Here is a 22,893-nt window from a genome sequence, read left to right as displayed (position 1 = left end):
GCAACTCGAGCGGGAAATCCCCGCCTACGTCCGACAACGTAACAAGAACCCCAAACCGTTCGTGTGGACCGCTACCGCCGACATGATCCTGGATAAAGTGGTAAAGGTTTGCGAACGAACTTCTAACTCACTACACTAGCGCATTGGCCGTCAACGAGTTCACGACGGTCGCCGACGAGTTCGCTCTCGCGCAGTTCGCCGATTCGTCCGGCGCCGAGGTGGGAGCATCCGGCACCAATCGAGCCGGAATCGACAATGCAGCGCGGATCGCGCTGGCGAATCTGGCGACGACTGCGGGAACGCCGGCCGCTTTTTGGCCCGGGAAACAAACGTGTCGCGCGGGGCCGTCGCAGCCCGGCAACTGCGACGGTCTCGAGCGCTTGAATGCACTGGCGAACGCGCTGGCCGTCTGCACGGCCTCCGGCAGCGCGGCCTCCGATGGCTGCCGTGAGCTCTTCCAACTCACCGGCCGCCGGAGTACGACGCTTGCCGCGATTCATTCGATCGTCCCAAACCCCGCTCGCAGCGTCACGAAACTCTTTGCACTTTCGCGGCGCAACCGCGGCTACGAGCCGGCTATTGCTGCCGCTCCGAGCGCGTGGTTCTTAGCATTAAAGTACGTCGGTAACGGGAAGGAGTTCGATGGCCCCGGGCTTGTCGCGATCGACGCAGCCGGGAATGCCTGGTCAAATAACAACTACGCGTTCAAGAGCGATCACAGCGTTCCGACCTGCGGTGGAAAGCAGTTGCTCGAACTCACTCCAACCGGTAGCGATGCTCCGGGCGCGCCCTTCAGCGGGGGCGGCGTCGACGGCGCCGGCTGGGGCATGGTGGTCGATCCGGCGGCGAACCTCTGGGTCGGAAACTTTGGGTTTTCGGGCAAGGGTTGTAAAAACAAGCCGGCCGCTAACAGCGTGAGCGAGTACGACCCCTCCGGACGCCCGGTTTCGCCAAATCGGACCGGCTTTACGCAGGGCGACATCAGCCGCCCGCAAGCGACGACGTTCGATCAAGCGAGTAATCTTTGGATCGCCAACTACGGCGGAACGAGCGTTACGCAATACCCTGGCGCGGATCCGAGCCGCGCGCGCAGTATCGGGCACGTTGGCCTGAAGAGTCCCTTTGCGATAGCGATCGACGCGCGAGGCGACGCATGGATCACAAGCTCCGGCAACGATTCGGTCGTTGCGCTTCGCCCAGACGGACGGCCCCTGCGGGGTTCGCCGTTTACCTCCGGCGGGATAAAGCGTCCGCTCGGAGACGCGTTGGATAGCCGCGGAAATCTCTGGATCTCCAATAGCACCGGCAACTCCGTAACCGCGCTCGATGCCGAAGGAACGCCGCTCTCGCCCAATGGGTTTACCGGGGGCGGCGTCCGTCACCCGTGGGGCATCGCCGTTGACGGCAACGATAACGTTTGGGTCGCGGACTTCTCCGGCGTTCGGCCCCGGCTCTCCGAACTGTGCGGCGTTCGGCACAAAGGGTGTGCCGCCGGCGCGAGGACGGGCGATCCTCTCTCGCCGCGACAAGGCTTTGCCAGCGGCCTGCTCCAGCGTCAGACTGGCGTTACGATCGACGCTTCGGGCAATGCGTGGGTCTGCAACAATTGGCTGCCGGTTCCGATTCAGACCAACCCAGGGGGCGACGGACTCGTCGTGTTCGTCGGCATCGCGGGGCCGGTCAAAACGCCGATGCTGGGGCTGCCGAAGCTGCCTTAGTTGCCCGTCATCTTGTGCGCTGTTCGCCCGTGTAGACGAGCGAGCTGTTTTGCCGTTGAGAGGGCGAAGGAGCGAAAGGCCGACGGCGCAATCTCGGAGATCGTTCGCCAACGGCCCTGATGCTGCTGCCTTGTCATATCGTTGAGCTCTGACGCGACGTAAATCTCGCCGATGCGCGCAAAGCTAAAGCTAAAGCTGGGATAGCGGACGCTAAAGTACACGAAACCCTCGGTTGCCGCAAATCCGCTCTCGCCGCGCGCGTCGTCGAAAACAAAGGTAACCTTGCCAAAGGCGGGGTGATCGACCACGAATGGTCCTTTGCTAGGCGGCGGCAGCGGCTGGTTCAGCCTCGGGCTCCTCTACCTCCGCGACGCGAACCGGAAACGAAAAGGGGATGGCGAGTTCTCCTAGCTGCAGCCAGCCCTGTTGTTCTCTGAAAAGTGCGCTCATTTCACCTCCAGGTTTATTGCGGCTTCCTCGAGGCGGAGCCGCGGACCCAATCTGCTTTTCTCTAAAGGTGACTAAAGTCATCTTTTCATGAATCCGAAAAGCATCCCGTCTTATCTTCGAGGCTGGACTGTCTTGCGCTCGGTCGCTTATTGTCGCGGCTCCGCGGGACCAGACAGCTGGAAAATGGCCGGGTGGGCGGCAACGTCGACGTCGTGTTCGCGCATTTGCACGATCTTGGATTGAAGCCGATGGCGAGCTGGTCGATCGGGAGTCGCTCGCACAACGTGTCTGGGGCGCCGACGGTGTCACCGATGCGAATCTCACGCAGCACATCTACCTGCTGCGCGAACTCCTTGAGGAAGAACGCGGTTCGGGCAGTTATATCTTGACGATCCCACGTCGCGGATACCGCTTTGGCGCCCCGGGAAGTGTCGTTTCGAGCGAGACGGAGGCATTGCTTCGATCGGCGCCCGCCTCGGGGCGCGTCGAAGCGCAGAGTCCGCAGACACTGCAGCACTACTGCAGCGGAAGTTATTTGCTCGATCGCCGTACGGCGCCGGCACTCCAAGCGGCGGTGTGTTCCTTCGAAGCCGCCCTGCAAATTGAAGACGCTTTTGTGCCCGCGATGGTCGGGCTGGGCCGGGCATGGGCGCTGTTAGCGGAATATTGGCACGTCCCCGCCTCGTCTGCTATGCTGCTGGCGCGCCGAAGCATCGAGCGGGCAATCGAACTCGACCCTCGCTCGCCGCCGGCGCTTGCGGCGCTGTCGTAAATCCAGCTCTTCAGTGACTGGGATTGGCTGAAATCGTGGGCCTCGCTCGATGCCGCCTTGACGTTCGATCCGCGGCTGGCCTACGCGTGCAACAATGCGGCCTGGTACTACCTCTACCGGGGTGAATTCGACAAAGCGGCGCTCCAGGCGCGCGAGGCACTCATGATCGAGCCGGCTTCGCTGCTGCTGCAGCTGCTCGAGGCTCGCGTCGCGCTGCACTCCGGCAAGGTCGCCGAAGCGATCTCGTCTATTTCCAAGATCCTAACGATCGATCCGGATTTCTTCATCGCGCGCCGCTTCCTCGCGCTTGCCTATATTATCGGGGGAGATCCCGATCGCGCAGTCGAGGAGATTTCCACACACGGCGCAGACTCGTCTGAAGACGCCGTCTACCGTTTGCCGATGCTCGTCTGTGCTTACGCGAGGCTAGGCGAAAAGGAGAAGGCCGCTCAAACCTATGCCAAGCTTCAAGCGCTCGGCCAGCGACGCTACATAAGCTCTTGGAACCTTGCATTGGGGGCGGCGAACGGCGGACGCGAGGATGAGGCGCTCTGGCTGCTGCGCGATGCTTATGCACAGCGCGATCCGGCACTCCTGCTGCTGCCGCTCCTACCGCTGTTTTCGTCGATCGAAAGCCGGTCCGACTTCAAAGAGATTCTCTGCGACATCGCTGCGTAGCCTCGGCGCGGCCTGGGTCTCAAGCCCTAATGCGAGGCTGCCCGGTACGTTTTGGTGCGCCGGTTTCCATACAATAGCTCTAAGATGTCGCTTTTTGCTTCACCAGGGAATGGCTATGGCGCCGAGACGCTCATGTTCACGTTAACGGTTGTGGTTCTTGCGCTGCCGGTGGCGCTGTTGTTCGCGGCATCCTTTTTCCAGCAGCATATGCGGCGACGAGCAGGCTCGCGTGCGGGCGCTCCAGAGCCGCTATTGCTGCGCAGCCTCAAGGCGATCAAGTAGACGCGCTTTTCGTCACCGACGCCCGTCGAGCGGGCCGAACCGCTGCCGTGATGCTTCGCGCGCCGAACTGGACCGCGACGGGATTCGCCGTGCATTTTGCCGTAGGGTGGTCTTCAAATTAGATAACGCTATTGGAGCTAGCATGCCGAAGATCGCGAATCCTCGACTCGCAGTGACGGCTTTCCTCGCGCTATCCGCGTTGATATCCTATTCGACCCCAATGAGAGTCACGGCCAATCCGGCGAGTTCCGGCGGGCTATCGAAGATCGATCACATCGTGATCGTCATTCAGGAAAACCGGAGTTTCAACAACTTGTTCGAGGGTTTTCCGAACGCCGCAACCTCGAAAACCGGCGCTTGCGACGGTCAAACGATAACCTTGAGCCAAGTACCGCTGGCAACGGGTTGGGACATCTCGCATGCCTTTCAGGATGCAAAAACGGCCGTCGACTACGGGAAAATGGACGGCTTTTGCCACGAGTCAAGCGCGGGCGGCAAGGATACGCAATACTCGTTCGTTCGCGAGAAAGACGTAGCCCCGTATTGGAAGTTGGCCCAGCAATATGCACTTGGCGATAAAATGTTCGCATCGCAGCTGGACGGGAGTTTCGTTGCGCACCAGTACCTGATCGCCGGACAAGCGGGAGGGGCCTATTACTTACCCAACTACGAGCCGTGGGGCTGCGACGGCAACCCAGACTTCCGCGTCGGTATCATGAATGGCGCCGCGACTTCGCCGCAAGGGGGTCTGCCGGTCGGTGTCGCTTTTCCCTGCTTCACGTACAAATCGATCGCCGACGAGCTGGATGCCGCCGGCCTGTCGTGGCGCTCGTACTCACCCCGGTACTGCCCCAAGGTCCACTGCCTTACTTCATACTCCTGGGACGGTTTCGACGCCATCAAGGATATTCGCGAGGGCCCCGATTGGAAGAAAGACGTCGTTTCGCCCGAGACGCAAATCCTGCGAGACGTAAAGAAAGGAAAGCTGGCCGACGTGACGTGGGTTATTCCGTCGGACAAGCTATCGGATCATGCCGGAAGCGACAGCAAACTCGGACCATCTTGGGTCGCGTCGATCGTCAATACGATTGGTGAGAGCGGGTTCTGGCCGTCTACCGCAATCTTCGTGGTCTGGGACGACTGGGGCGGCTGGTACGACGGCGTGGCCCCCCCGCAACTCGACTGGGACGGCCTCGGGGTTCGGGTGCCGTTGCTCTGCATCTCTCCGTACGCCAAATCGAACTACGTGGACCACACTCAGTACGAGTTCGGCAGCCTCCTGAAAATCATCGAGAGCCGCTTCGATCTGCCCTCCTTGGGTCAGACCGATGCACGCGCCGCCGCGCCGACGAGCTGCTTCGACTTTTCCCGGAAGCCGCGCGCGTTCACGGAGATTCCGGCGCCGTATCCGGCGCAATACCTCATCGCGCACCATGGAACGGGCGAGCCCGACAATCAATGAAGCATTCGATTGTAGCCCTGCTCGCGATCGCGGTATTAATTACCGCTTGCACGCCTCGCGCCGGTGTTTCGCCGCCGTTTCCCGCATCGTCGCAGCGTACCGCGTCGTCGCGGCGCGCAACCTCCTCAAGCACACTCTACGTTTCGGACTCCATTGCGAACAAAGTCGTCGCCTTCCAGCTCTCGGGATCCAACCAACCGCCTATCGCGACGATTACTAACGGCATCGACGTTCCGGCCGGAATGGCCACAGACGCTGCCGGCAACTTGTACGTAGCAAACGCCGGGAACAACACGGTTACGGAGTATCATCCAGGCGGCTCCTCGCCGGTAACGACGTTATCCCAGGGCCTGTCGGGCCCGGTCGACGTGGCGGTGGATTCCAAAGGAACGGTCTACGTCGCCAACTATTACACCTTCGGCGACTCCATCGTGGAATTTCTTGGGGGTGGCAGCAAGCCATCGCTATCGATCCACCAACAGTGTTCGTGCTACCCAACGGCGTTAGCTCTTGACGCTAACGAGAACCTCTATGTTACGTACCAAAACTTCTATTCGAACCCGGCCGTCTATGAATATTCGCCTGGGTCGAAAGACGGAACGGATCTAGACCTTGCATTTGGATCCGGCGGTCACTTTTTTGCGGCGGGGCTGCTCGTCGATAAAGCGGGAAATCTGATCGTCGCCGTCGGATCGATTCCCTCGATTGAAGTCTTCCCGCCCGGTAAAAAATCGCCGTCGCAAAGCTTTGGAGCTACGGGATCGCCGCAGCTCCTGCAGTTTGTGAACGATGAGGGCGACGTCGTCGTAAGCGATACGGCGAATCATGCGATTGAAGAGTACACCTATCCCGGGGGATCGCTTGTCGATACGTTTACGAGCGGGTTGCAGAGCGCGTACGGCGCCGCCGTCGGCGGCTCATCGACCAGTCGAGGAAAAAGGTGCCGTTGCAAGCGGCGCACGTGACCCGATTCGGTCGATCGCGCTAACGCGGTACGGCGAGCGCGGCGAACTGACCCTTCAGGGTGTACGTCCGCATTGGCGTCGAAGCGCCGGCAGCAAAGACGACAATTGTGTTCGTTCCCTTTCTTGGAACGTTTGCGACGTAGAGCCGGCCCAATCCGTCGAACGCGAGCGCCCCTGGATAGACGAACCCGGTGTGAATCGAGCGCCAGAGCGTTGTTTGCCCCTTGCGATAGACCGTAATCGATGCTTTCGTCTTCTTGCTTCCGCCGTTGCCGACGTAAAGGTTGCCGTCGGCGTCGATGGCAAGGGCGCTCACGCTATTAATGCCCGCAATCGTCAGTGACGGAGTGCTCTTTCCGCGTGGATACACCACCACGTTAGAACCGCCGCTGAAGAGCCCGTTGGCGACGACGAGATCGCCGTTTGGAGCGATCGCCAACTGGACCGGGAGGCCGATCCCGTCGTTGATGACGCGCGACGGCACGTGCCGCCCGCGCGGGTAGACGCTCACCCAACCGGGGAACACGTCGAAGTTCCCTACGTAGAGGTGTCCGGATTTGTCGAGTACGGGTGAATGGGCAAAGCCGCTGAGGCCTTTGAGCCGCTGCTTGGGTTTCGTGGCGCCGGCTGCATAGACGGCGCCGCTGCCTTCCAATTGACAACAGCCCGAACGATATTGAGCGACCACGAATAAGCGTCCGGCAGCATCGGCAACGAGCCCGTGCGGAACGCCCACGATGCCGCTTAGAATTCGCTGCGGTTTCACGCTCTTTGGCCCGTACACGCTGACGTCACCCTCGTTTGACGCAAGCGAGTTGCCGACATAGAGATTGCCGGAACCATCGAGAGCTAGCGTTGTGGGGTTTTCGATATCTGCGGTAATCGTCGGGCCGCCTAACATCTGCACCATTCCATTCGGCGACGGGCAGGGAGAGCTCGACGGACACGTCTGCGCGACATAGGCAAACGGTCGTTGTGTTTTGCCCGAAAGCGCGGGCTCGTTCGTCGCGGCGAGATTGGTTGGCGCACCCGCTGGGGCCGGGATGCTGCCGCCGCAGCCGGACACGATCGGAGAAATACCAATCAAGACGGCCGTCAAGAGTATCAATCGCATGGCCACGGCGGTTTCGACCGGGCGAAGGCCCGCGCCCTAGCAAGGACACCGAGCCCCTTCCGGGTCCCGGCCCCCGGCTACCACGATGGAGCTGAGTGGCGGGTACCGAATAGCCTTGCCTTCACCCTTTTGCGTGAGGATCGATCCTACAATCGGAGGTCGCAATTTGGAGAGACATTCCGACGAAGCGCCCCTGTTTAACGTCACGCACCTCATGACGTTATCTGCCCTCGCAAAATATGGAAGTTTCACCCGAGCTGCGGAGGCACTTGGCGTTTCACAGCCTTCGATATCGCAACAAATTCACGAGATCGAGGATGTCGCCGGCTTGCCGATCGTGGATCACAAAGGGCGCTCGATCAGCCTCACGCCGATGGGGCTCAAGCTGGCGGAGATCGGACGCCGTATTGCAGTGGAGCGCTTTCGGGCGGGCCGCGTCGCCCTGCAGCACAAAGCTGGTACCGATGGCCGCCTTACGATCGGCGCCAGCTTGACGACGAGCGTCCATCTCCTTCCTGGTGCCGTAAACCAGTTGCAGCGGGGGCGACCCGACGCGGTGGTCGAGCTGCGCGTCGGCAATACGCACGACGTTGCGCAGATGGTAGCCGACGATCTTGTCGACCTCGGTGTTGTGGAGGGCGACGTCGACCGTCCCGAATTAGTCACCGCGCCGTTTGCCACCGATCGCCTGACCTGCATAGCGCATGCCGCTCACCGCTTGCGCGGCGAGCTCTCGCGGCCCGAGGATGTGAGCGACGAAACGCTGCTCGTGCGAGAGGACGGTTCAGGCACCAGACGTGTCGTTCTTACGGCACTTGCTTCCCAAGACTTCCACTTTAAGCGGACCCTCCTCTTTGGCACGAACGAGACCATAAGAAGTGCGGTCGCGTACGGGATCGGCATCGCATGGCTATCAAGAATTTCGGTCGAGGCCGACCTTGCGGGCGGCGCGATTTGCGAACTGCGCTTCGCAACGCCGGCCATCGAGCGGAAGTTTAGCGTGGTACGCCGCAGGGACACTTCGCCAACGCCGCTGGGCGAAGCGTTCATTACGGCTATTAAAAGCCAGAACATGCCGTTTCATGACTTCGCGTCGGCGAACGCTACGGATGCAACGCTACACGAAGCTGCGTCGGTAGTTGGAAGGACCAAAAAGTGATCGATCGCGACGTTTGGGCTGAACGTGCCGACGTCGACCACATTGGTGGCGTCGTTGAGGGCGAAATGCACCTAGACAAACACCGAACGTCGTGGATACTGATCCCCGATCTCTAGGATCGGTTAAGACTCCGAAGAGCGAGCTGAGCGTTAGCGAGTATAGCCTCACGCCGGAACGAGGTCATCAGCTTCCGGCTTAATCGTTCATAGCTTTCCTTATAGCGAGACCCTGCTTATGGATCCATAAGCCAGACCCAGATGGAGCGGACCATCTGCGGGCTTATAATGGGGGCCGATATGCCGACAACTACTCGTCCTCGTGCAAAGGAGACCGAAAATGAACGACAAGCTGAAAGCCGCGCTGGCGGCGCCGTTACTCTGCGCAGCTGTTCTTAACGTGACGATACCGGTCGCCGCGGCTTCTACGGACTCGCTGTTTCTCGCTCAAGTTGAAAAGTCCATGGCTAGAATGATGGCTGGGATGACTATTAAGCCTTCGGGAAGCGTCGATGACGACTTCGTCGCATCCATGGTGCCGCATCATCAGGGCGCAATAGAAATGGCTGAAGCGGAACTGCGCTACGGGGACAACGATAAACTCCGGCGGATCGCTCAAGAGATCATCGTGACTCAACAACAAGAGATCGCGGCAATGCGCGTCGCGGCCGGAGAACCGTTGCCTCCGTCCGCGCCGGCACCCGATCAGCGCTAGCTATAGGAGGTAAGAAAAATGCGTTTCAATTTGTTTTCCGCAGCCGCGCCGGTCGTCTCGGTTCTGCTCGGTGCAGCGCCCGCACTGGCGGGGCAAGCGCCGTTCCCAAACGCTGGTCCGGATACCCCGGTGAGCCATCGTGACCGCGTCTATTCGGCCGAACAGTTTTCAAATACCATCTCGGTCACGGACCCCGTGGACAATAAGCTCCTCGGCGTGATTCGACTCGGCGATCCGCAGCCGGGGAACTACAGCCCGCTTTACAAGGGGCAGCTGCTCGTGCACGGGATGGGACTCTCGCCCGACCATCGTACGATTGCGGTCGTTTCCATCGGTTCCAACTCCGTCGCATTTATCGACACGGGAACCAATACGGTCAAACACATCACCTACGTGGGCCGCTCGCCGCACGAGCCGTTTTATACTCCCGATGGATCCGAAGTATGGGTAACCGTACGCGGGGAGAATTACGTCTCCGTCCTCGACGCCCAAACCTACAAGGAGAAGCTGCGGATTATCGTTCCGAATGGTCCCGGAATGCCGACCTTCTCACCCGACGGCAAGTATTGCTACGTGTGCTCTTCCTTCAACCCCGAAACCGTAGTCGTTAGCGTTGCCGACCACCGAATCGTTGGCCGCGTTCCTCAAGCGAGCCCGTTTTGTCCAAACATCGCGGCAACTCCCGACGGCAAGCAGGTTTGGTTCACACTCAAGGACACGGGCAAGGTAGAAGTGTTCGATGCGCAGCCGCCGTTTACGGTGCTCAAGACGCTCACGACCGGCCCAATCACGAATCATGTTAATATCGTACGCAACGCGAACGGCCAGTTTGCCTACGTGACGATAGGCGGCCTCAACGAGGTAAAGGTCTTTCGTACGAGCGACTTCACTCAAGTGGCCACCATCCCCGTCGGTAGCTTGCCGCACGGGATCTGGCCGTCCGGCGATGGGACTCGAGTCTACGTTGGACTGGAAAACGGGGATCGAATGACCGCGATCGACACCTTGACGAATAGGGTCATCGCGACAAGCCCTATCGGACAGGCAGCGCAAGCGGTAGTTTATGTGCCGGATGCGGTGCCCAGCGGAACCGGCACGGAAGGCCTCCAGTCCCTTGGGCTTGCCGCGCAAGCGACGCACTTCGCACTGGCCGCACGCGGCAACGGGAGCGCCGTAAACGGGAAGCCGCCGACCAGCGTAGCGCTCTTCGATTAAGGAATCGTCCAGATCCTCGAAGCCGCAGTGACGGGTCTCCAGCCGATGCAGCACTACGTTCTCGCCCTCTCGCGTCAGACCGACGGTGGTGGAACGCTCGAGCCTCTCTCGGCATTCATGACGAACGCAGCCGGTTCCCAGATCGTCAACACGACCGGCCCGATTCGTCAAATCGTGCACGGCGAAGACAAATATCCGCGCCGATATTTTGTGATTGCCCCCGGTACAATGACCAACCTCGGCGCGGCCGTACAGGTTCAAGCGCCATGAACCGATACAGAGAGTCGTCCTTATTACGGGTGCTTCGTCCGGCCTTGGAAGGCAAACCGTCATTCATTTTGCAAACAACGGATGGGGCGTTGTTGCGACGATGCGCAAGCCGGACGCGGGCCTCGACCTAGCGCGAATGCCCGGCGTGTTCGTAGCTCGTCTGGACGTCCAGGAACATAGAAGCATCTCCAGCGCAATCCATGCTGGCATCGAGCACTTCGGGCACGTCGACGCGCTCGTGAACAACGCCGGCGTAGGGCTGTTCGCCGCCCACGAAACCTGCAGAGACGGAACGTTTCGGGCGTTCAAAACCGCCTCATGAGGATTTACGCCGGTGCGGTCGTCGTTGAAGCAATACTGCGGCCAGTTGACGCTCTTGGCGGCGCGCGCCGGCAGCCTCTGCCCGAGCGGTTGAGCGAACGAGAACGATGCGGAGCCGGTTCCCTGGGAGCTCGGCACCGAAGCGACATCGCGGGCCTGACACGCCGTCAGGGCCGCTGCAATTGCAAAAACGGCGAGCGTTCGATGCATAGTGCTGCACTCTAGCAGCGCATTATGAAGAAAGTATTAGGGCGTGACCCCGACCCAACCGTGAAGGAAGCCTAACAGGCCAGCCAAGTCCGCGTCGCAAAGACGCTACTTTCTATCTGCATAAGGAGCAAAGGGATGCACCTACTAGCGATACTTCTAGGCCTGGTGCAGTCACAGGAGACAGCAGCGTCCCCTACGGGTCCTTTGTGGCAAATCGGCGATCCGTCAATCACTGCCAATACTGGGCAATGCGGAGTCGCTACGTACCCGACGGCTGCATCCGCTAATTTTTTGTTGGTCAAGGCTGCCGGTTGCATGCGCAATCAGTTGAATCCCATCGGCAATGGCGGTTCCGGTGTATATTTACTAAACGCAGGTCAAACATATACGTGGAACTTTCAGACCGTTACGCACATGGGAATCGATTCTGGTAAATTCACGCAGCGTTTGGTCTGGCAGATTCATGACTACGCCTGCGGTTTATCGCCGGTTACGGTACTCGGCATTCAAAACTTGGCCGGCGGCGCAAACGGACAAACCTGGTACCTTCAAAGCGGCAACGGAACTGAAACGTTGCCTTACGTCGAAGGCGCAACCGATACGTGGAAGATTACCGCACTGATCTCGTTAACGGGGACCGGAAAGATCCGTGCATGGCATAATGGTGTTCAGTTTGCTAGCGGAAGCGGCAAAACGTTTTCGTGCGGGGCAAAACCGTGGTTCAACTTTGGACCATACATGTGGAACTGGACGAATGGAGCGACATCGACTTTGACACAGGTTGGAATCTTGTTCAAGTACATGCAAATGACGAGTCCATAAGGCCTCGCAGAGCAGCGGCTTCAGACCACTTTACATCTAGGGAGAGATCGCGGTATCCTCGGTCTCGGCGCTTGCCACAGCGCGGCACCACTAGCCAACGTCGGAGCACTGGCATACTCAAATGCCAGTGCTCTTCAATTCTGACGCCGCTGCCCAAAAAAGGGAACGCCGATTATTTCTTTGCTGCCACCACGCCGAGCGGCGTATCGAAAGCGCCGGTAAACGTCGCAATCGGTGAGCCGCCAGCCGGGTACTTGAACACCTCACCGTCGTCGTTACCCGCATCTCCGCAGTACACAAGGCCTGGAACGAGCCACGTCTGGGCGCAGTCGCTGGAACCCGTGAACGGTATCGTGGATTTCAACATCGCCGTTGTTCCGCTGACCTTATACTGATACATCGCATTCGCTACCTGATCGAAGACGGTAAGGTAGGTGCCGTCCCACTGCACTGAGCCGGGGAACTGCACTGCGTTGCTCGTTTTGATCGTCACGAATTTCGTGCTGCCCTTCGGGAGCTCGACGAGCGCAAAGCCTGAGCGGTCGCCGGTAAAGCCGTCGGCGAAGAGATTGCCCTGGCTGTCGTAGCCGTCGAAGAACTCCTCGTCCAGGGGTGTGGAGTAAACCGTACCCGGACCGCCCGCTTTCTTGAAGATGACGACGTCGCCGCCACCGGCACTCGCCGACCCCTCATAGATTCCGACTGCGAGATCGCCGTTGGTATCCATGGCGCAGCTGGTTGGGAAGGAGTCGGGGATAGAGAGCGTCTTGATCAGTTTCTGGGGCACCTTGAATTCCTCGATCTGGTCTTCGCCCGCGACGATCCAGAACGTCTTCTTCCCATAGCCGTAGAGGACGTTCGTACACCCTTGGCCTCCGACGTTATTGATCATACCGATCTCGTGGACGCTCTTCGGATAGTCGAAAATGCTGGCGTAGCTGCCGTAGTCATTGATAATGTATTCGAATGTCTTGGACTTCTTATGCCGGTCAGGAACGAACGTCGCATAGCGAGGCATTGGTCTTGGCGTGATTGCTGCCGTTAGCGGCCTTCCGTTTAGTGAGAGCACGCTACCCGGGGATCCACCATTGAGCGCAGCGGTGGACGGAGCGCCCGCCGAGCCGCCGCTACACGCCGAACATATCGAGAGGGCAACCAAGGCGCTGGTGTACTTGGCGAGACCAGTTGTATTCATTTTAGTCACTCCTTTTCTGAGTAGAAACGGTCGTAAGTTTCAGGTCATATATATTTGCCGCTCGTTTCTTCCACTTTGGCAAGCGGTAGCCTCCGGTGCCGGTGAGCCATGGCGACAATCGGCTGAACTACTCGCGATCGACCGTCTGATACGAAGGTAAAGGAACGCCGGCGATCGCTCAAGACTCTCGCGAGCGTGTACCGTTCGTTCCGCGGATCAAAAGAAAAGCGCTTCGGTACGAGAGCCGGAGTCCTTTTGCCTTAGGCAGCGTTCCTTGACAGCAAGACCGCGCAACATTGTACAATATTTGTGGAAGGGCAAGGTGAGTGTTTCCGTCGCTTTCATCGCACCGAAAAACGCAGATAACCCTCACTCGAATGGCTTGATTTCTATTGATTATGCTGGGAGTTTGTTTTTGATGCGGTCACCGACGGTGCCTATCTTCTTTGCGACGATCGTTTGCTTTACGGCCATCGGGTCATTCCCGTTGATCGCCGGGGCGCGAACCCTCGCTACCTCCGACTGCACGAGCGTCCTTTTTGTTGGCGATAGTCTCACGTACGTAAACAACTTGCCGGCCATATACAGGGCGATTGCCAACAGCAAGGGCGGCTGCGTGACCGTTGCGATGGTCGCCTCGGGTGGCGAATCGTTGAGAGAGCACTGGAAAACTGGCGACGTCGTAAGGCAATTACAGGCGCATCATTGGACCTTCGTAGTGCTTCAAGACCAAACGACCTTCGGCCAAGTATACCTGGTGAACGGCAAGTCTCACGTTCGGGATGCTAGAGAGCTCTTTATTTATGGTCGCAAGCTCGCTGATAGGATACGAGCCGCGCGCTCCGTCCCGGTTCTGTTCCTGCCGTGGACTCCCCGAGATATGAATCCGCGAGACGCGGAGTTTGTGCGGTGGGCCTATCAAAGCTTCGGTCTGAAGCAACAAATTTCGATCGTGCCCGTCGGCTACGCTTGGAGGAGCGCGTCGAAAAATGCCCTATCGCCGGCACTGTATCTCCCCGATGGCAGTCATCCCACCGCCGCTGGGTCCTATTTGGCGGCCGCCGTATTCGTCACGTACTTGAACAAAGTAAATCCGGAGGGTGCCGTCTCCACCGTCCTGGGCAACGCAGTAGACTTCGACTCAGGAGGCGTCAACCGGCAGAGTAACGTGCTGCTTGCCGACATCGAGTCCACATCGGCTCTGCTTCTGCAAAAACTCGCTTGGGACGCGAGGCTGTGGGTTGCCAGTGGCGCCGAGCGCCAACCGCCTCCGGCCGGATTGCCGGTCCTCCTAGCCGGGCGCGTCTTGGACCCTGGAAGCTTGAATGGGGAGTGGGTTGGCCGGAACTCGGTGTATCCGTATCCAGCAACGATGAGGCTCACAATCTGCGAAAAACCTCTTGCGGTTAAGGGCGTTGTGGATTTTGGCGGCAGACCCGACACCATCACATTTGCTGATGCGTCCCCGCATCTCCACCGACGAACGCTAACCTTTATTGACGCACGCGGTCCGAATGGTGGACGTGTGCGATACACAGCGAGATTGCACGGGACGAACCTTGGCGGTATCGGCGAAATCATCGTCGACTCGGCGCCAATTTACGCAATCGGCGAATGGTCTTTGACTCGGCGAAAGCAGGCAGCGCATTGCATAGCGCAGGGGTAACTACCGCCTAACCGCGGTACAGAGCCGCAGCAGCAACGGAACCTCGCGGTACGCCGGCGCAGACTGAGCAGCGGGGCCTTCTAACGCCGATCTCGTTGCAAGCCTTCCAACGTCTCATCTTTTTCGCAGGAAGTTTTAATTGGTACTGACGAGAACTTTCGCCTCAACGGTGCTAGAAATAAAAGCATGATGAAACTTCATAACGCCTTACTGGCATGCGCTCTGGGCGCAGGATGGTTACTCGGCGCGGCGGCGCCGGCATCGGCGGCTCACGTCTCCGGTGGAACCGCGCGAGTGGCCACGACTGCCCGCGTTCTCCCAGGCAACCGTTACTACGGAGGCGGATCCCGCTCCTACGGTTACCGCAATGGCTACGGGTACGCCTATCGCCCCGGCTACGGCTATCCGTACGGCTACGGCGTTAGCGTTGGCGTTGGCTACGGCTACGTTGGCGGAGGCTACGGCTACGCGCCCTATCCGGCCGTATATGGACGCCGCGCATATTGGGCAGGTCGTCCGTATTCGCGCCCTTATCGCCGCGCATATTGGGGACGGCGTTTCGTTCGCTAACGTATCGCGCCCATCGTTTTTGAATAAGGCTCTAGTCGCTCGAGGCTAGAGCCACCACGTCAAGGTGTTCGGCCGGCGTTTACGTCGGCAACCGCGGCAACCGTCCACACATCCTTTACTTGGAGTGTATTTCGGAGTTCAAGGAACCGAAAACCCGAAAGGACCATCGAACGGTGACCTTAGGCTCGTAGGTGATCGCCTAGGCTCAAGAGTCACAAGGCCAAGCTGAACGCTAACGATTCCCTTGAAGGAAGCATACGATAGGAGCCTCGAGTTGTGTTCTACTCTGGCGACGGCAAGCCGCTCAAACCGGACAGCGTATCGAGGTGGTTCGCGGCAGGCGTGAAGCGGGGCGAGATTCCGCAGGTGCGGTTTCACGACCGGCGGCACAGTCACGCGACCCAGCTACTCCGAGCCGGGGTCCGTCCAGAGCCTGTTGTAGTTCTGTTGTTTGTTCCGGGGTCATGTTCTGGGTCTCCATGGCCACATGCGGCCTTAGGCATGGCGATAAAAAGGAACGTAATCTCTCCGACAGAAGGGCGCCCGGAAATGACTTTCCTACCACAGATACCTCCTTTCGAAGTAACACTGCGGCTAAAGCTTATTGCAGACAAGGACGCGCCACTCGACTTCCATCGTGCGCAAGAGGCTCTCTCAATCGAAAAGCCATTTAAAGTCTGGCGCGCCGGTGATCCAGTATCGCCGTCACAGCAGCATCGAGCCGTGAAGCACGACGCAGTCTGCTACACCATCGAGGAAAGCATACAAGATCAGGTGTTACTCCCGCACATAGATGCTCTGCTCAGTTGTTTGGAAAGTCGCGGGCCAGAAGCCTCAGCATTCATGGAGCAGTATTCGTGCGAACTTTCGCTTTCGGTGCGATTATACTGGCGCGGGGAAGATGCGCCCATGGAGTGTCCGTGGTTGCACCTAAGCGCGGAAACGGCTCGGCGCATGTCCGCTCTATCGCTCGACTTGGACCTCGATCTGTACTCGCTCTAGGATATATACGACGGCTTATAGGCGCCGTCGGGGGCCTTCGAACCGGACAAAAAGTTCCAGTCAGGTCTGTATCGGGAACAGGCGACCGGAATGCTCGTTCGGTCTGTATCCGGAGGTGTACTACCCCTCTTCCATTGTGTATCGGGCCATTGGCCCACAGACTTATCGACATTGTGGCCAGTGTGTTTCCATCCTGATCCATCGTCATCGTCAATGGCCATTGCTGCCTGCCTAGTGTACCGTCATTGCACTCTGCATCGTGTCCTCGTTCAAAGGCCAGATCTTCAAAGCACCGGATGACGTCGTGGCTGCCAAACGAAAAGCCAACCTCCAGAGTTAGAAACCCGCGGGTGAAGTCGTCGACGACAGCAGTCGCTCGGACATTTCGACCGTTAGCTAAGCGATCCTGGATAAAATCGATCGACCAACGTTCATCGGGTCGCGAAACGGCCGGAGCAACGTTGCCACGGATATAACGCACCTTGCGCTTCTTGCGCGGACGCACTTGCAGCGCCAGACTCCGGTAGATCCGTCGAAATCGAAACTCGCCGACCTCGATCTCATCGCGCCGAATCATGATCAGCAGCCGGCGCCAACCCCACCGCGGACGCTCCTGTGCCAGCTTCTGCGTTCGCTCAGCGATCGCGCTGTCGTCCTTGGGCTTGCCGCGGTAGCGCAGCGTTCGGCGCGGCTGTCCGACGATCGCGCAGGCTCGCACTTGGGAGAATCCGGACTCTTGCAAGGCCCTCACCGCTTCTTTTCGCCGCGAGGGGTCCAGCCGTTTTTTGCGATCAGCTCCCGGACCGCGTCGACCTCCATCGTCAGTCGTGCGATCACCCGGTCTTTGCGCGCGCTCTCGGCCTCGAGTTGTTTGAGCCGCGCCAGATCGCTGGTCTCCAGGCCGGCGTACTTATCACGCCACAGGCGGATGGTATTGGCATGAATGCCGTGCCGTCGCGCGAGTTCGGTAGCAGCTGTGCCGGCATCGAGCTCCTTGAGTATTCCGACGATTTGCGCCTCGGTGAAGCGACTTTTCTTCACGTGAATTCTCCTTGGGCCGAAGCCCGGAACTCACAGTTTCAACTTGAGCCGTTTTGCCACCTCAGGTCAGAGGGACTCGTGGAAGTCGCACGCTAGCGCACTCGCAGGCCGAGCGGCTCGCCGCTTGACGCAAGTGCGTAGATCGCGGGATAATTGTGTTGCGGCCATGCGGTCGGCTTTCGTTCGCATTATAATGCGGGCGAAATGTCGATTGAAAGGTTCCTAGGATCAGGAGCCTTTATTTATGAGCACCGTAGTCGCATTGACAACTCGCTTGACGGATCGGGTCTATTCAATGAAGTCGAAGCCGCGGTCGCTGACATGGGAAGACGCGCCAGAGATTTTGACGGTCGAAGAGGCCTCGGTTCTGGTCCGCGTCCCGCGCAATGGTGTCTACGCCGTCATTCAAGCCGGGCTGCTTCCAGCCGTTCGCCTGGGTCCGCGACGGATCCGAATTGCCAAGGCGGCGCTCAAAGAGGTTTTTCATGTTTCCGCGGAGCAGACCGACGTGACCGCCGCCTTGAACCACGGAAAGGCGTAAAGGAATCCCGTGGAAGGTCATCTGTACCAGCGAGGCAAGACCAAGGCTTGGTATTTGCTTTATGATGTGCCTGTTGCACCGGACGAAAAGCGCAGGCAGCGCAATATTCGGATTGGCCGGATGCCAAAGGCTGAGGCGGAAGCTCGCAAGCGCGAGTTGCTCCGACGTATCGACGAAGGGCTCGAATCCAAGCCCGTCGCGCTCAATACTGGAGAATACGTGGCCGGCTGGCTCGAGTCCGTGAGCCATTCTCTGGCTGCGAAGACTCACGAACGGTATGCGTCGCTCCTGCGCAAGCACGTAATCCCCGTGATAGGAGGGATTCAACTCGGACGGGTCACTTCCGATCACATCGAAATGATCTATAGCCGGCTTCGTGCCAAGGGCCTCTCGCAACGCACTTGCCTGCATGTGCACCGCGTGCTTCATACGGCTTTTGCCGATGCCGTGCGCAGACGAAAGCTCAAAGAAAATGTGGTCGGTCAACTGAAGGCTCCCCGCGTCGACATGCACGAGTTGACGCCGGTCAGCTCTGATCAGATGCGTACCCTGATCCGCACCGCGCAGCGCACCCGCCTGGCCGTCCCGGTGGCGCTTGCTGCAGTGACGGGTCTGCGACGCGGTGAACTGTTGGCGCTTCGTTGGCGAAATGTGCGTCTAGACACGCGGGGCTCACTGTACATCACCGAAGCGCTGGAACAGACGCGCCGACTTGGTGTGCGGTTCAAGCCGCCGAAGGGAAAGTCGCGACGGCTCATACCGCTCTCGCGTGAAGGGGTCGCCATCCTATCAGCTCACAAAACGTACCAGGAACACGAACGCCAACGCGTCGCCAAACCCTATACGGACAACGATCTGGTGTTCTGCAACGCAGACGGAGCGCCGTGGCCGCCCGATACTTTCAGTAAACAGTTTCGCGCAATCGCGGCGGTGGCCGGACTACGCGGCTTCCGTTTCCACGATATACGGCATGCATTCGCCACGCTTACGCTCGCGGATGGAAGGCCCGTCAAAGAGGTGCAGCTATTGCTGGGACACAGCACAGCTAACACGACGCTGTCCTTCTACGCTCGCCCCGTAGAAGGTCTGGGGCGCGAAGCAGTCAGCAAACTGTCCCGCTCGTTGCTCCGAAACCGGAAAGGGTCGGAGAGTTCGTTACCAAATGTTACCAAATCGCCTTAGACCGCCGTCGTCGATCTAGGCGATCGTGCGGAAATTCCGCATAAACCTGCGCTTGCGGTGCGCGGAGAGGTGGCCGAGTGGTTGAAGGCGGCGGTCTTGAAAACCGCAGAACGTGATGAACGTTTCGAGGGTTCGAATCCCTCCCTCTCCTGATTACTTCGCCTCGCTTGGGGGTTGTGAGGACGTAAAGGCGCTGCCGGCTATGCGGCAGCGCCTTTACGTTTGCAAATCAGGCATCGGGCTGGAGCCCCCCACACACTAGTCCTTGGACTTAGGGTACACCGCAAGGCCGGCCGGGTTCGGAACGCTTATCGATTCGAACGGCGTCGTCTTGCCGCTCTTGTAACCCGCGACGTCACCTGGATAGTGCAGGCTGTTACCCACGAAGAGCGTTCCGGTTTTCTCGAATGCGATCGAGTAGGGGCCCGAAAGTCCATTCGTGATGGTGGCGAACGCCGACGTTTTGCCGAGGTGGAAGCCGAGCACCGTGTTGCTTAGGTTATTGGTTACCCAGAGACTGTTGCTCGAATCGAACGCAAGGCCGGTCGGATCGTCTAAGCCGCTTAGGCCGAGATTACGTGGCGTCGTCGAACCGTGGGGTACTTCCCAAACAACATTTTGAAGTGCATCGGCAACGTAAAGGTTGCCTTTTTTGTCGACCGCGAGGCCCACCGGGAGGTCGAATCCGTTAATCTGTTCGCTCGGCGTCGAGGCGCCTTTGGGATAGACCAGGACGTAGCACGATCCGGCGGTCGCGCCGCTGGTCACGTAAACCGTATCCTTTTTATCGACCGCGATGCCATTGGGAAAAACGAGTTGCGCTCCGCTCAGCGTCACGCTCGGACTCGTCTTACCGAAGGGGTACTCGGTGACCGTGCTGTTCCCGTTATTGGCAACGTAGACCGTTCCGTGGAGATCCACCGCGTCGTTGACCGGCAGATCGATGCCGGTAGTAATGGCACCCTTTTGCGTCGGATTCTTCTTATTCGCCGGGAAGAGACGGATGGTGTCAGCATCGAGGTCCGAAACGAACAGCGTTGCCTTGCGTTTGGACTTATGGAGGTAGCCCGCGCCGCGTTGCGCGTCGGCCGACTCGATCTGCTTCGGAGTCAAGCCGAATCGGACGTCCGCTCGGACCGACTGCACGCGCGCGCCCTGCGCCGCTTGCATGGGTGTCGTCGCAGATTGAGACGCGCAGGCTGCCAAGAAGGGCACGACGAGCGCGCCAGCGGGTAAAACGAACCGAGATCGCATGAGGCATCTCCTGTAGGGCGCGCCAGTCGGCGCATCGGGGGTTATGTAGAGAGCGGTCGAATTGCTCGCTGCGATGAGCCGAACCCTCTACACGTCCAATGCTATGGCCAATCCCAGATGAGGCCTTCAGCGGCCGTGCCGCTGCAACCGGATAGTCCATAAAGAACGAGCGCGCCGGCGCCGATCGCGAAGAGCAGCAAAGCTCCCGCGGCGACATAGAGCTGCGTTCGGCTCAGCGACCGCTTCGGGTAACGGTTTGCCGCCCAGAAGAGCACGAGTACGGCCGCGACGAACCCTGCAAAAATCGCCCACAGCCTCAACGAAAAGACTGCTTTGCTGTGCGGGCAGTATCGCGCCGCTAGGTCCTGGGCGACGGCCATCTCCGCGTGGCCCATGGCGAGGAGGACGATGGTGTATTCGTGTGTCATCGAGCTAAAACAACCGGCGCAACGAGCACCAAGAGTTATCGAAAAACCAAGCGAAGCCGACGGTAGCGGCGAGAAGCAGTAACAGCGCCGCGGCGATGTAGCAGAGAGCGCGAACTGCCGCGGTCCTGCCGAGCACCCGTCCCCACGCGATCGATCCTAGTGCCGCACTGCACGATAGCGCGACCACCGTCCAGAGAACGGCCGAGGTCGAGGCGCTCTGGCCCAAACACGTAAGCGCGGTGAGGCGCGCGGCGGAGATGTCCGGCGCACCGAGTCCCAGCGAGTATGGTGCCGAAGCGGAGCACGCGTAGAAGATCGCGGCGCCGAGCGGTGCGGTGCAGACGGCAAGCAGTAGAAGAACGGCCGCCGCGAAGCTCCTTCCGCGCCGGCGTACGATCAGGGCCACGGCCGCGAGCGCCAAAAGCAGGCACCATAGCCAGATGAAAGCGTGCGCGTGCTGGCGCGCGCAGTACCGCGCTCCGAGACTCCAAATCAGGTCCACAGTGTGGGAAGCGTTAAGGGCCGGCGCTCGGTAACGGCGCGGGCGTGAGCGGCGACTCGGCGTAAATTTGATCGAGCACTTTTAACATGAGCGCATTGGCCGTCGGTTTGTCGTCGAGCGAAACGGTTAGATTCGTCCACACGATCAGCGCTACGCCGTTGGCGGGATCGTAGCCCATGAACGAATTGTAGCCGGGGGTCTCGCCTCCGTGAAAGTAGATGGCATTGGATCCCCAGCGCAGCTGGCTGATGCCGTAGCCGTACTGCTGGCCGCCTGGCTTGCTCGGGTCCTCGGGTCGCAGGCTCTCGAGCCAGCGCTGCTGATACGCCGCGTCGAACACGCGGCCGGAGACCAGTGCCCTGATCCAGATCGCGAGATCGTCGGCGGTTGAGACGACACCTCCGGCCGCGGCGGCAAAGGAGTGGTTCAGATTCGTGTAGTCGTTGGGCACGAGCGTTCCCGCGCGGGCCGCTGCCTGGACCGCAGGCGAATACGGGGGCGTTCCGAGTAAGGCGACTGAGGAGCTCCCGTACAGGTACCCGTGCGAATACGGATCTGGGAGTGCGACCACGTTGCTTGGAGGCAACGCGGTGTGGCGCAGGCCGAGCGGGCCGAACAAGCGCTGCTGCAGTGCTTCGGCCAACCCTTTGCGGTCGACTCGCTCAACGATCAGGCCCAGCAGCGCGTAGTTTGTATTGGAGTATTCGTATTGCGCATCGGGAGCGAAATTGGGCGGCCGCGCAAACGCGATCGCCAGCAGTTCGGCGGGGGTCCAGGTTTTGCTCATATCGTGGTCGATGATCGCGGCGACCTCCGGCGAGCTCGTGTAGTCGTAGAGACCGCTGCGCATATCCAGAAGTTCGGCGATTGTGATGTTGTCGCCGTTCGGCACGCCGGCGACGTACTTCGAAACCGGGTCGCCGAATTTGAGTTTGCCTTCCTGGGCCAGCTGCACGATCACCGCGGCGGTCATCGTCTTGGTGTTCGAGGCAATTCGAAAGTACGTGCCGGCTGAAGGCCGGCTCGTCGTGCCGATCTGTGTGGTGCCGTAAGCGGCCGTGAAGTCGCCTTGCGGCGTGCGCAGAAGCACGAGGGCGCCGGGAAGCATGAGCTCCCTGGCGGTGGCGTCCACCATCGTTTGCAATGCAGCTTGGCTGATCGGCTTGAGCGCCGGCGCCGGGGTGCTTGCGCCGAGCAGCGCGACGCCGAACACTAAACTCATGAGCCGAACAGGCATAAAGCCCCGCCTTCTAGCGGCTACGATTATCGTCCGCAGCCTGGTGTGCAGCGCGCAGGGGCGCTGCGGCGCTGTCTTGCTTCGGACGACCGTAAAAGCCTCTCCAAAGAATGAAGATGACACGGA

At 59.7% G+C, this 22,893-nt stretch carries 23 protein-coding genes and 1 tRNA gene; 16 read left to right on the top strand and 8 right to left on the bottom strand.

The window, feature by feature from the left end; genetic code table 11:
- The first annotated feature begins 143 nt into the window (after positions 1–143).
- Positions 144–1,718 carry an NHL repeat-containing protein gene (locus VGG51_13520; GenBank protein ID HEY1884049.1) on the top strand — a complete coding sequence of 525 codons (1,575 nt, stop codon included), beginning with the start codon at positions 144–146 and terminating at the stop codon, positions 1,716–1,718.
- Here VGG51_13520 and VGG51_13515 read toward each other — a convergent pair.
- Positions 1,715–2,026, bottom strand: a complete 312-nt coding sequence (locus VGG51_13515) for a hypothetical protein (GenBank protein ID HEY1884048.1) — start codon at positions 2,024–2,026, stop codon at positions 1,715–1,717. The two genes, VGG51_13520 and VGG51_13515, sit on opposite strands and share 4 nt — an antisense overlap.
- A 596-nt stretch (positions 2,027–2,622) precedes the next feature.
- Here VGG51_13515 and VGG51_13510 point away from each other — a divergent pair.
- From VGG51_13510 to VGG51_13490, 5 genes are all read left to right on the top strand, one after another.
- Entirely contained in the window at positions 2,623–2,940 is a 318-nt protein-coding gene (locus VGG51_13510; protein ID HEY1884047.1) for a hypothetical protein, read from the top strand.
- Between the two features lie 57 nt (positions 2,941–2,997).
- A complete protein-coding gene (locus tag VGG51_13505; GenBank protein ID HEY1884046.1) occupies positions 2,998–3,618 on the top strand; it encodes a tetratricopeptide repeat protein in 621 nt (206 codons plus the stop codon).
- Positions 3,619–3,702: 84 nt separating this feature from the next.
- Positions 3,703–3,900: a hypothetical protein gene (locus VGG51_13500; protein HEY1884045.1), complete on the top strand. Its 198-nt coding sequence runs from the start codon at positions 3,703–3,705 to the stop codon at positions 3,898–3,900.
- Between the two features lie 220 nt (positions 3,901–4,120).
- Complete coding sequence (locus VGG51_13495) at positions 4,121–5,362, top strand: alkaline phosphatase family protein (GenBank protein ID HEY1884044.1); 1,242 nt, start codon at positions 4,121–4,123, stop codon at positions 5,360–5,362.
- A complete protein-coding gene (locus VGG51_13490) occupies positions 5,359–6,327 on the top strand; it encodes an NHL repeat-containing protein (protein HEY1884043.1) in 969 nt (322 codons plus the stop codon). Before VGG51_13495 ends, VGG51_13490 begins: the two co-directional genes overlap by 4 nt.
- A 19-nt stretch (positions 6,328–6,346) precedes the next feature.
- On the opposite strand, the gene VGG51_13485 is transcribed toward VGG51_13490, so the two are convergent.
- Positions 6,347–7,441: a hypothetical protein gene (locus tag VGG51_13485; GenBank protein HEY1884042.1), complete on the bottom strand. Its 1,095-nt coding sequence runs from the start codon at positions 7,439–7,441 to the stop codon at positions 6,347–6,349.
- An 85-nt stretch (positions 7,442–7,526) separates the two neighbouring features.
- Here VGG51_13485 and VGG51_13480 point away from each other — a divergent pair, with 85 nt between their 5' ends.
- The 5 genes from VGG51_13480 (at position 7,527) to VGG51_13460 (ending at position 12,149) form a co-directional block, all read left to right on the top strand.
- Positions 7,527–8,600 carry a LysR substrate-binding domain-containing protein gene (locus VGG51_13480; protein ID HEY1884041.1) on the top strand — a complete coding sequence of 358 codons (1,074 nt, stop codon included), beginning with the start codon at positions 7,527–7,529 and terminating at the stop codon, positions 8,598–8,600.
- Between the two features lie 336 nt (positions 8,601–8,936).
- Entirely contained in the window at positions 8,937–9,311 is a 375-nt protein-coding gene (locus VGG51_13475) for a DUF305 domain-containing protein (protein HEY1884040.1), read from the top strand.
- 18 nt (positions 9,312–9,329) lie between these two features.
- Entirely contained in the window at positions 9,330–10,526 is a 1,197-nt protein-coding gene (locus VGG51_13470) for a YncE family protein (protein HEY1884039.1), read from the top strand.
- A gap of 27 nt (positions 10,527–10,553) precedes the next feature.
- Positions 10,554–10,796, top strand: a complete 243-nt coding sequence (locus VGG51_13465; protein HEY1884038.1) for a hypothetical protein — start codon at positions 10,554–10,556, stop codon at positions 10,794–10,796.
- A gap of 846 nt (positions 10,797–11,642) precedes the next feature.
- Positions 11,643–12,149, top strand: coding sequence for a hypothetical protein (locus VGG51_13460; protein HEY1884037.1), 507 nt, complete (start codon positions 11,643–11,645; stop codon positions 12,147–12,149).
- Positions 12,150–12,321: 172 nt separating this feature from the next.
- Here the strand turns inward: VGG51_13460 and VGG51_13455 are convergent, their stop codons facing one another.
- The gene (locus tag VGG51_13455; protein ID HEY1884036.1) at positions 12,322–13,167 is read right to left on the bottom strand and encodes a hypothetical protein; all 846 of its coding nucleotides are present in this window, start codon (positions 13,165–13,167) and stop codon (positions 12,322–12,324) included.
- A gap of 499 nt (positions 13,168–13,666) precedes the next feature.
- Here VGG51_13455 and VGG51_13450 point away from each other — a divergent pair, with 499 nt between their 5' ends.
- Together VGG51_13450 and VGG51_13445 are read left to right on the top strand one after the other, a co-directional pair.
- Positions 13,667–15,010 carry a hypothetical protein gene (locus VGG51_13450; protein ID HEY1884035.1) on the top strand — a complete coding sequence of 448 codons (1,344 nt, stop codon included), beginning with the start codon at positions 13,667–13,669 and terminating at the stop codon, positions 15,008–15,010.
- Between the two features lie 186 nt (positions 15,011–15,196).
- On the top strand, positions 15,197–15,580 hold the full coding sequence (locus VGG51_13445) for a hypothetical protein (GenBank protein HEY1884034.1): 384 nt from the start codon (positions 15,197–15,199) through the stop codon (positions 15,578–15,580).
- 1,749 nt (positions 15,581–17,329) lie between these two features.
- Here VGG51_13445 and VGG51_13440 read toward each other — a convergent pair.
- Entirely contained in the window at positions 17,330–17,623 is a 294-nt protein-coding gene (locus tag VGG51_13440) for a transposase (protein ID HEY1884033.1), read from the bottom strand.
- A 244-nt stretch (positions 17,624–17,867) separates the two neighbouring features.
- On the opposite strand from VGG51_13440, the gene VGG51_13435 reads away from it, so the two are divergent.
- The 3 genes from VGG51_13435 to VGG51_13425 all read left to right on the top strand — a co-directional run bounded on the left by VGG51_13435 (position 17,868) and on the right by VGG51_13425 (position 19,497).
- A complete protein-coding gene (locus VGG51_13435; protein ID HEY1884032.1) occupies positions 17,868–18,164 on the top strand; it encodes a helix-turn-helix domain-containing protein in 297 nt (98 codons plus the stop codon).
- 9 nt (positions 18,165–18,173) lie between these two features.
- Positions 18,174–19,346 carry a site-specific integrase gene (locus VGG51_13430; protein ID HEY1884031.1) on the top strand — a complete coding sequence of 391 codons (1,173 nt, stop codon included), beginning with the start codon at positions 18,174–18,176 and terminating at the stop codon, positions 19,344–19,346.
- A 63-nt stretch (positions 19,347–19,409) separates the two neighbouring features.
- A tRNA-Ser gene (locus VGG51_13425) sits at positions 19,410–19,497 on the top strand.
- Positions 19,498–19,604: 107 nt separating this feature from the next.
- On the opposite strand, the gene VGG51_13420 is transcribed toward VGG51_13425, so the two are convergent.
- From VGG51_13420 to VGG51_13405, 4 genes are all read right to left on the bottom strand, one after another.
- Positions 19,605–20,516 (bottom strand): SMP-30/gluconolactonase/LRE family protein, encoded by a 912-nt coding sequence (locus tag VGG51_13420; GenBank protein HEY1884030.1) that lies wholly within the window; start codon positions 20,514–20,516, stop codon positions 19,605–19,607.
- 185 nt (positions 20,517–20,701) lie between these two features.
- Positions 20,702–21,028: a hypothetical protein gene (locus VGG51_13415; GenBank protein HEY1884029.1), complete on the bottom strand. Its 327-nt coding sequence runs from the start codon at positions 21,026–21,028 to the stop codon at positions 20,702–20,704.
- A 4-nt stretch (positions 21,029–21,032) separates the two neighbouring features.
- Positions 21,033–21,530, bottom strand: a complete 498-nt coding sequence (locus VGG51_13410) for a hypothetical protein (GenBank protein ID HEY1884028.1) — start codon at positions 21,528–21,530, stop codon at positions 21,033–21,035.
- A 13-nt stretch (positions 21,531–21,543) separates the two neighbouring features.
- Positions 21,544–22,767, bottom strand: a complete 1,224-nt coding sequence (locus VGG51_13405) for a serine hydrolase domain-containing protein (GenBank protein HEY1884027.1) — start codon at positions 22,765–22,767, stop codon at positions 21,544–21,546.
- Positions 22,768–22,893: the final 126 nt, after the last annotated feature.

It is taken from the genome of Candidatus Cybelea sp. (genome assembly GCA_036489315.1).
Taxonomy (GTDB): domain Bacteria; phylum Vulcanimicrobiota; class Vulcanimicrobiia; order Vulcanimicrobiales; family Vulcanimicrobiaceae; genus Cybelea.
This window is presented reverse-complemented; position numbering and strand designations above follow the sequence as displayed.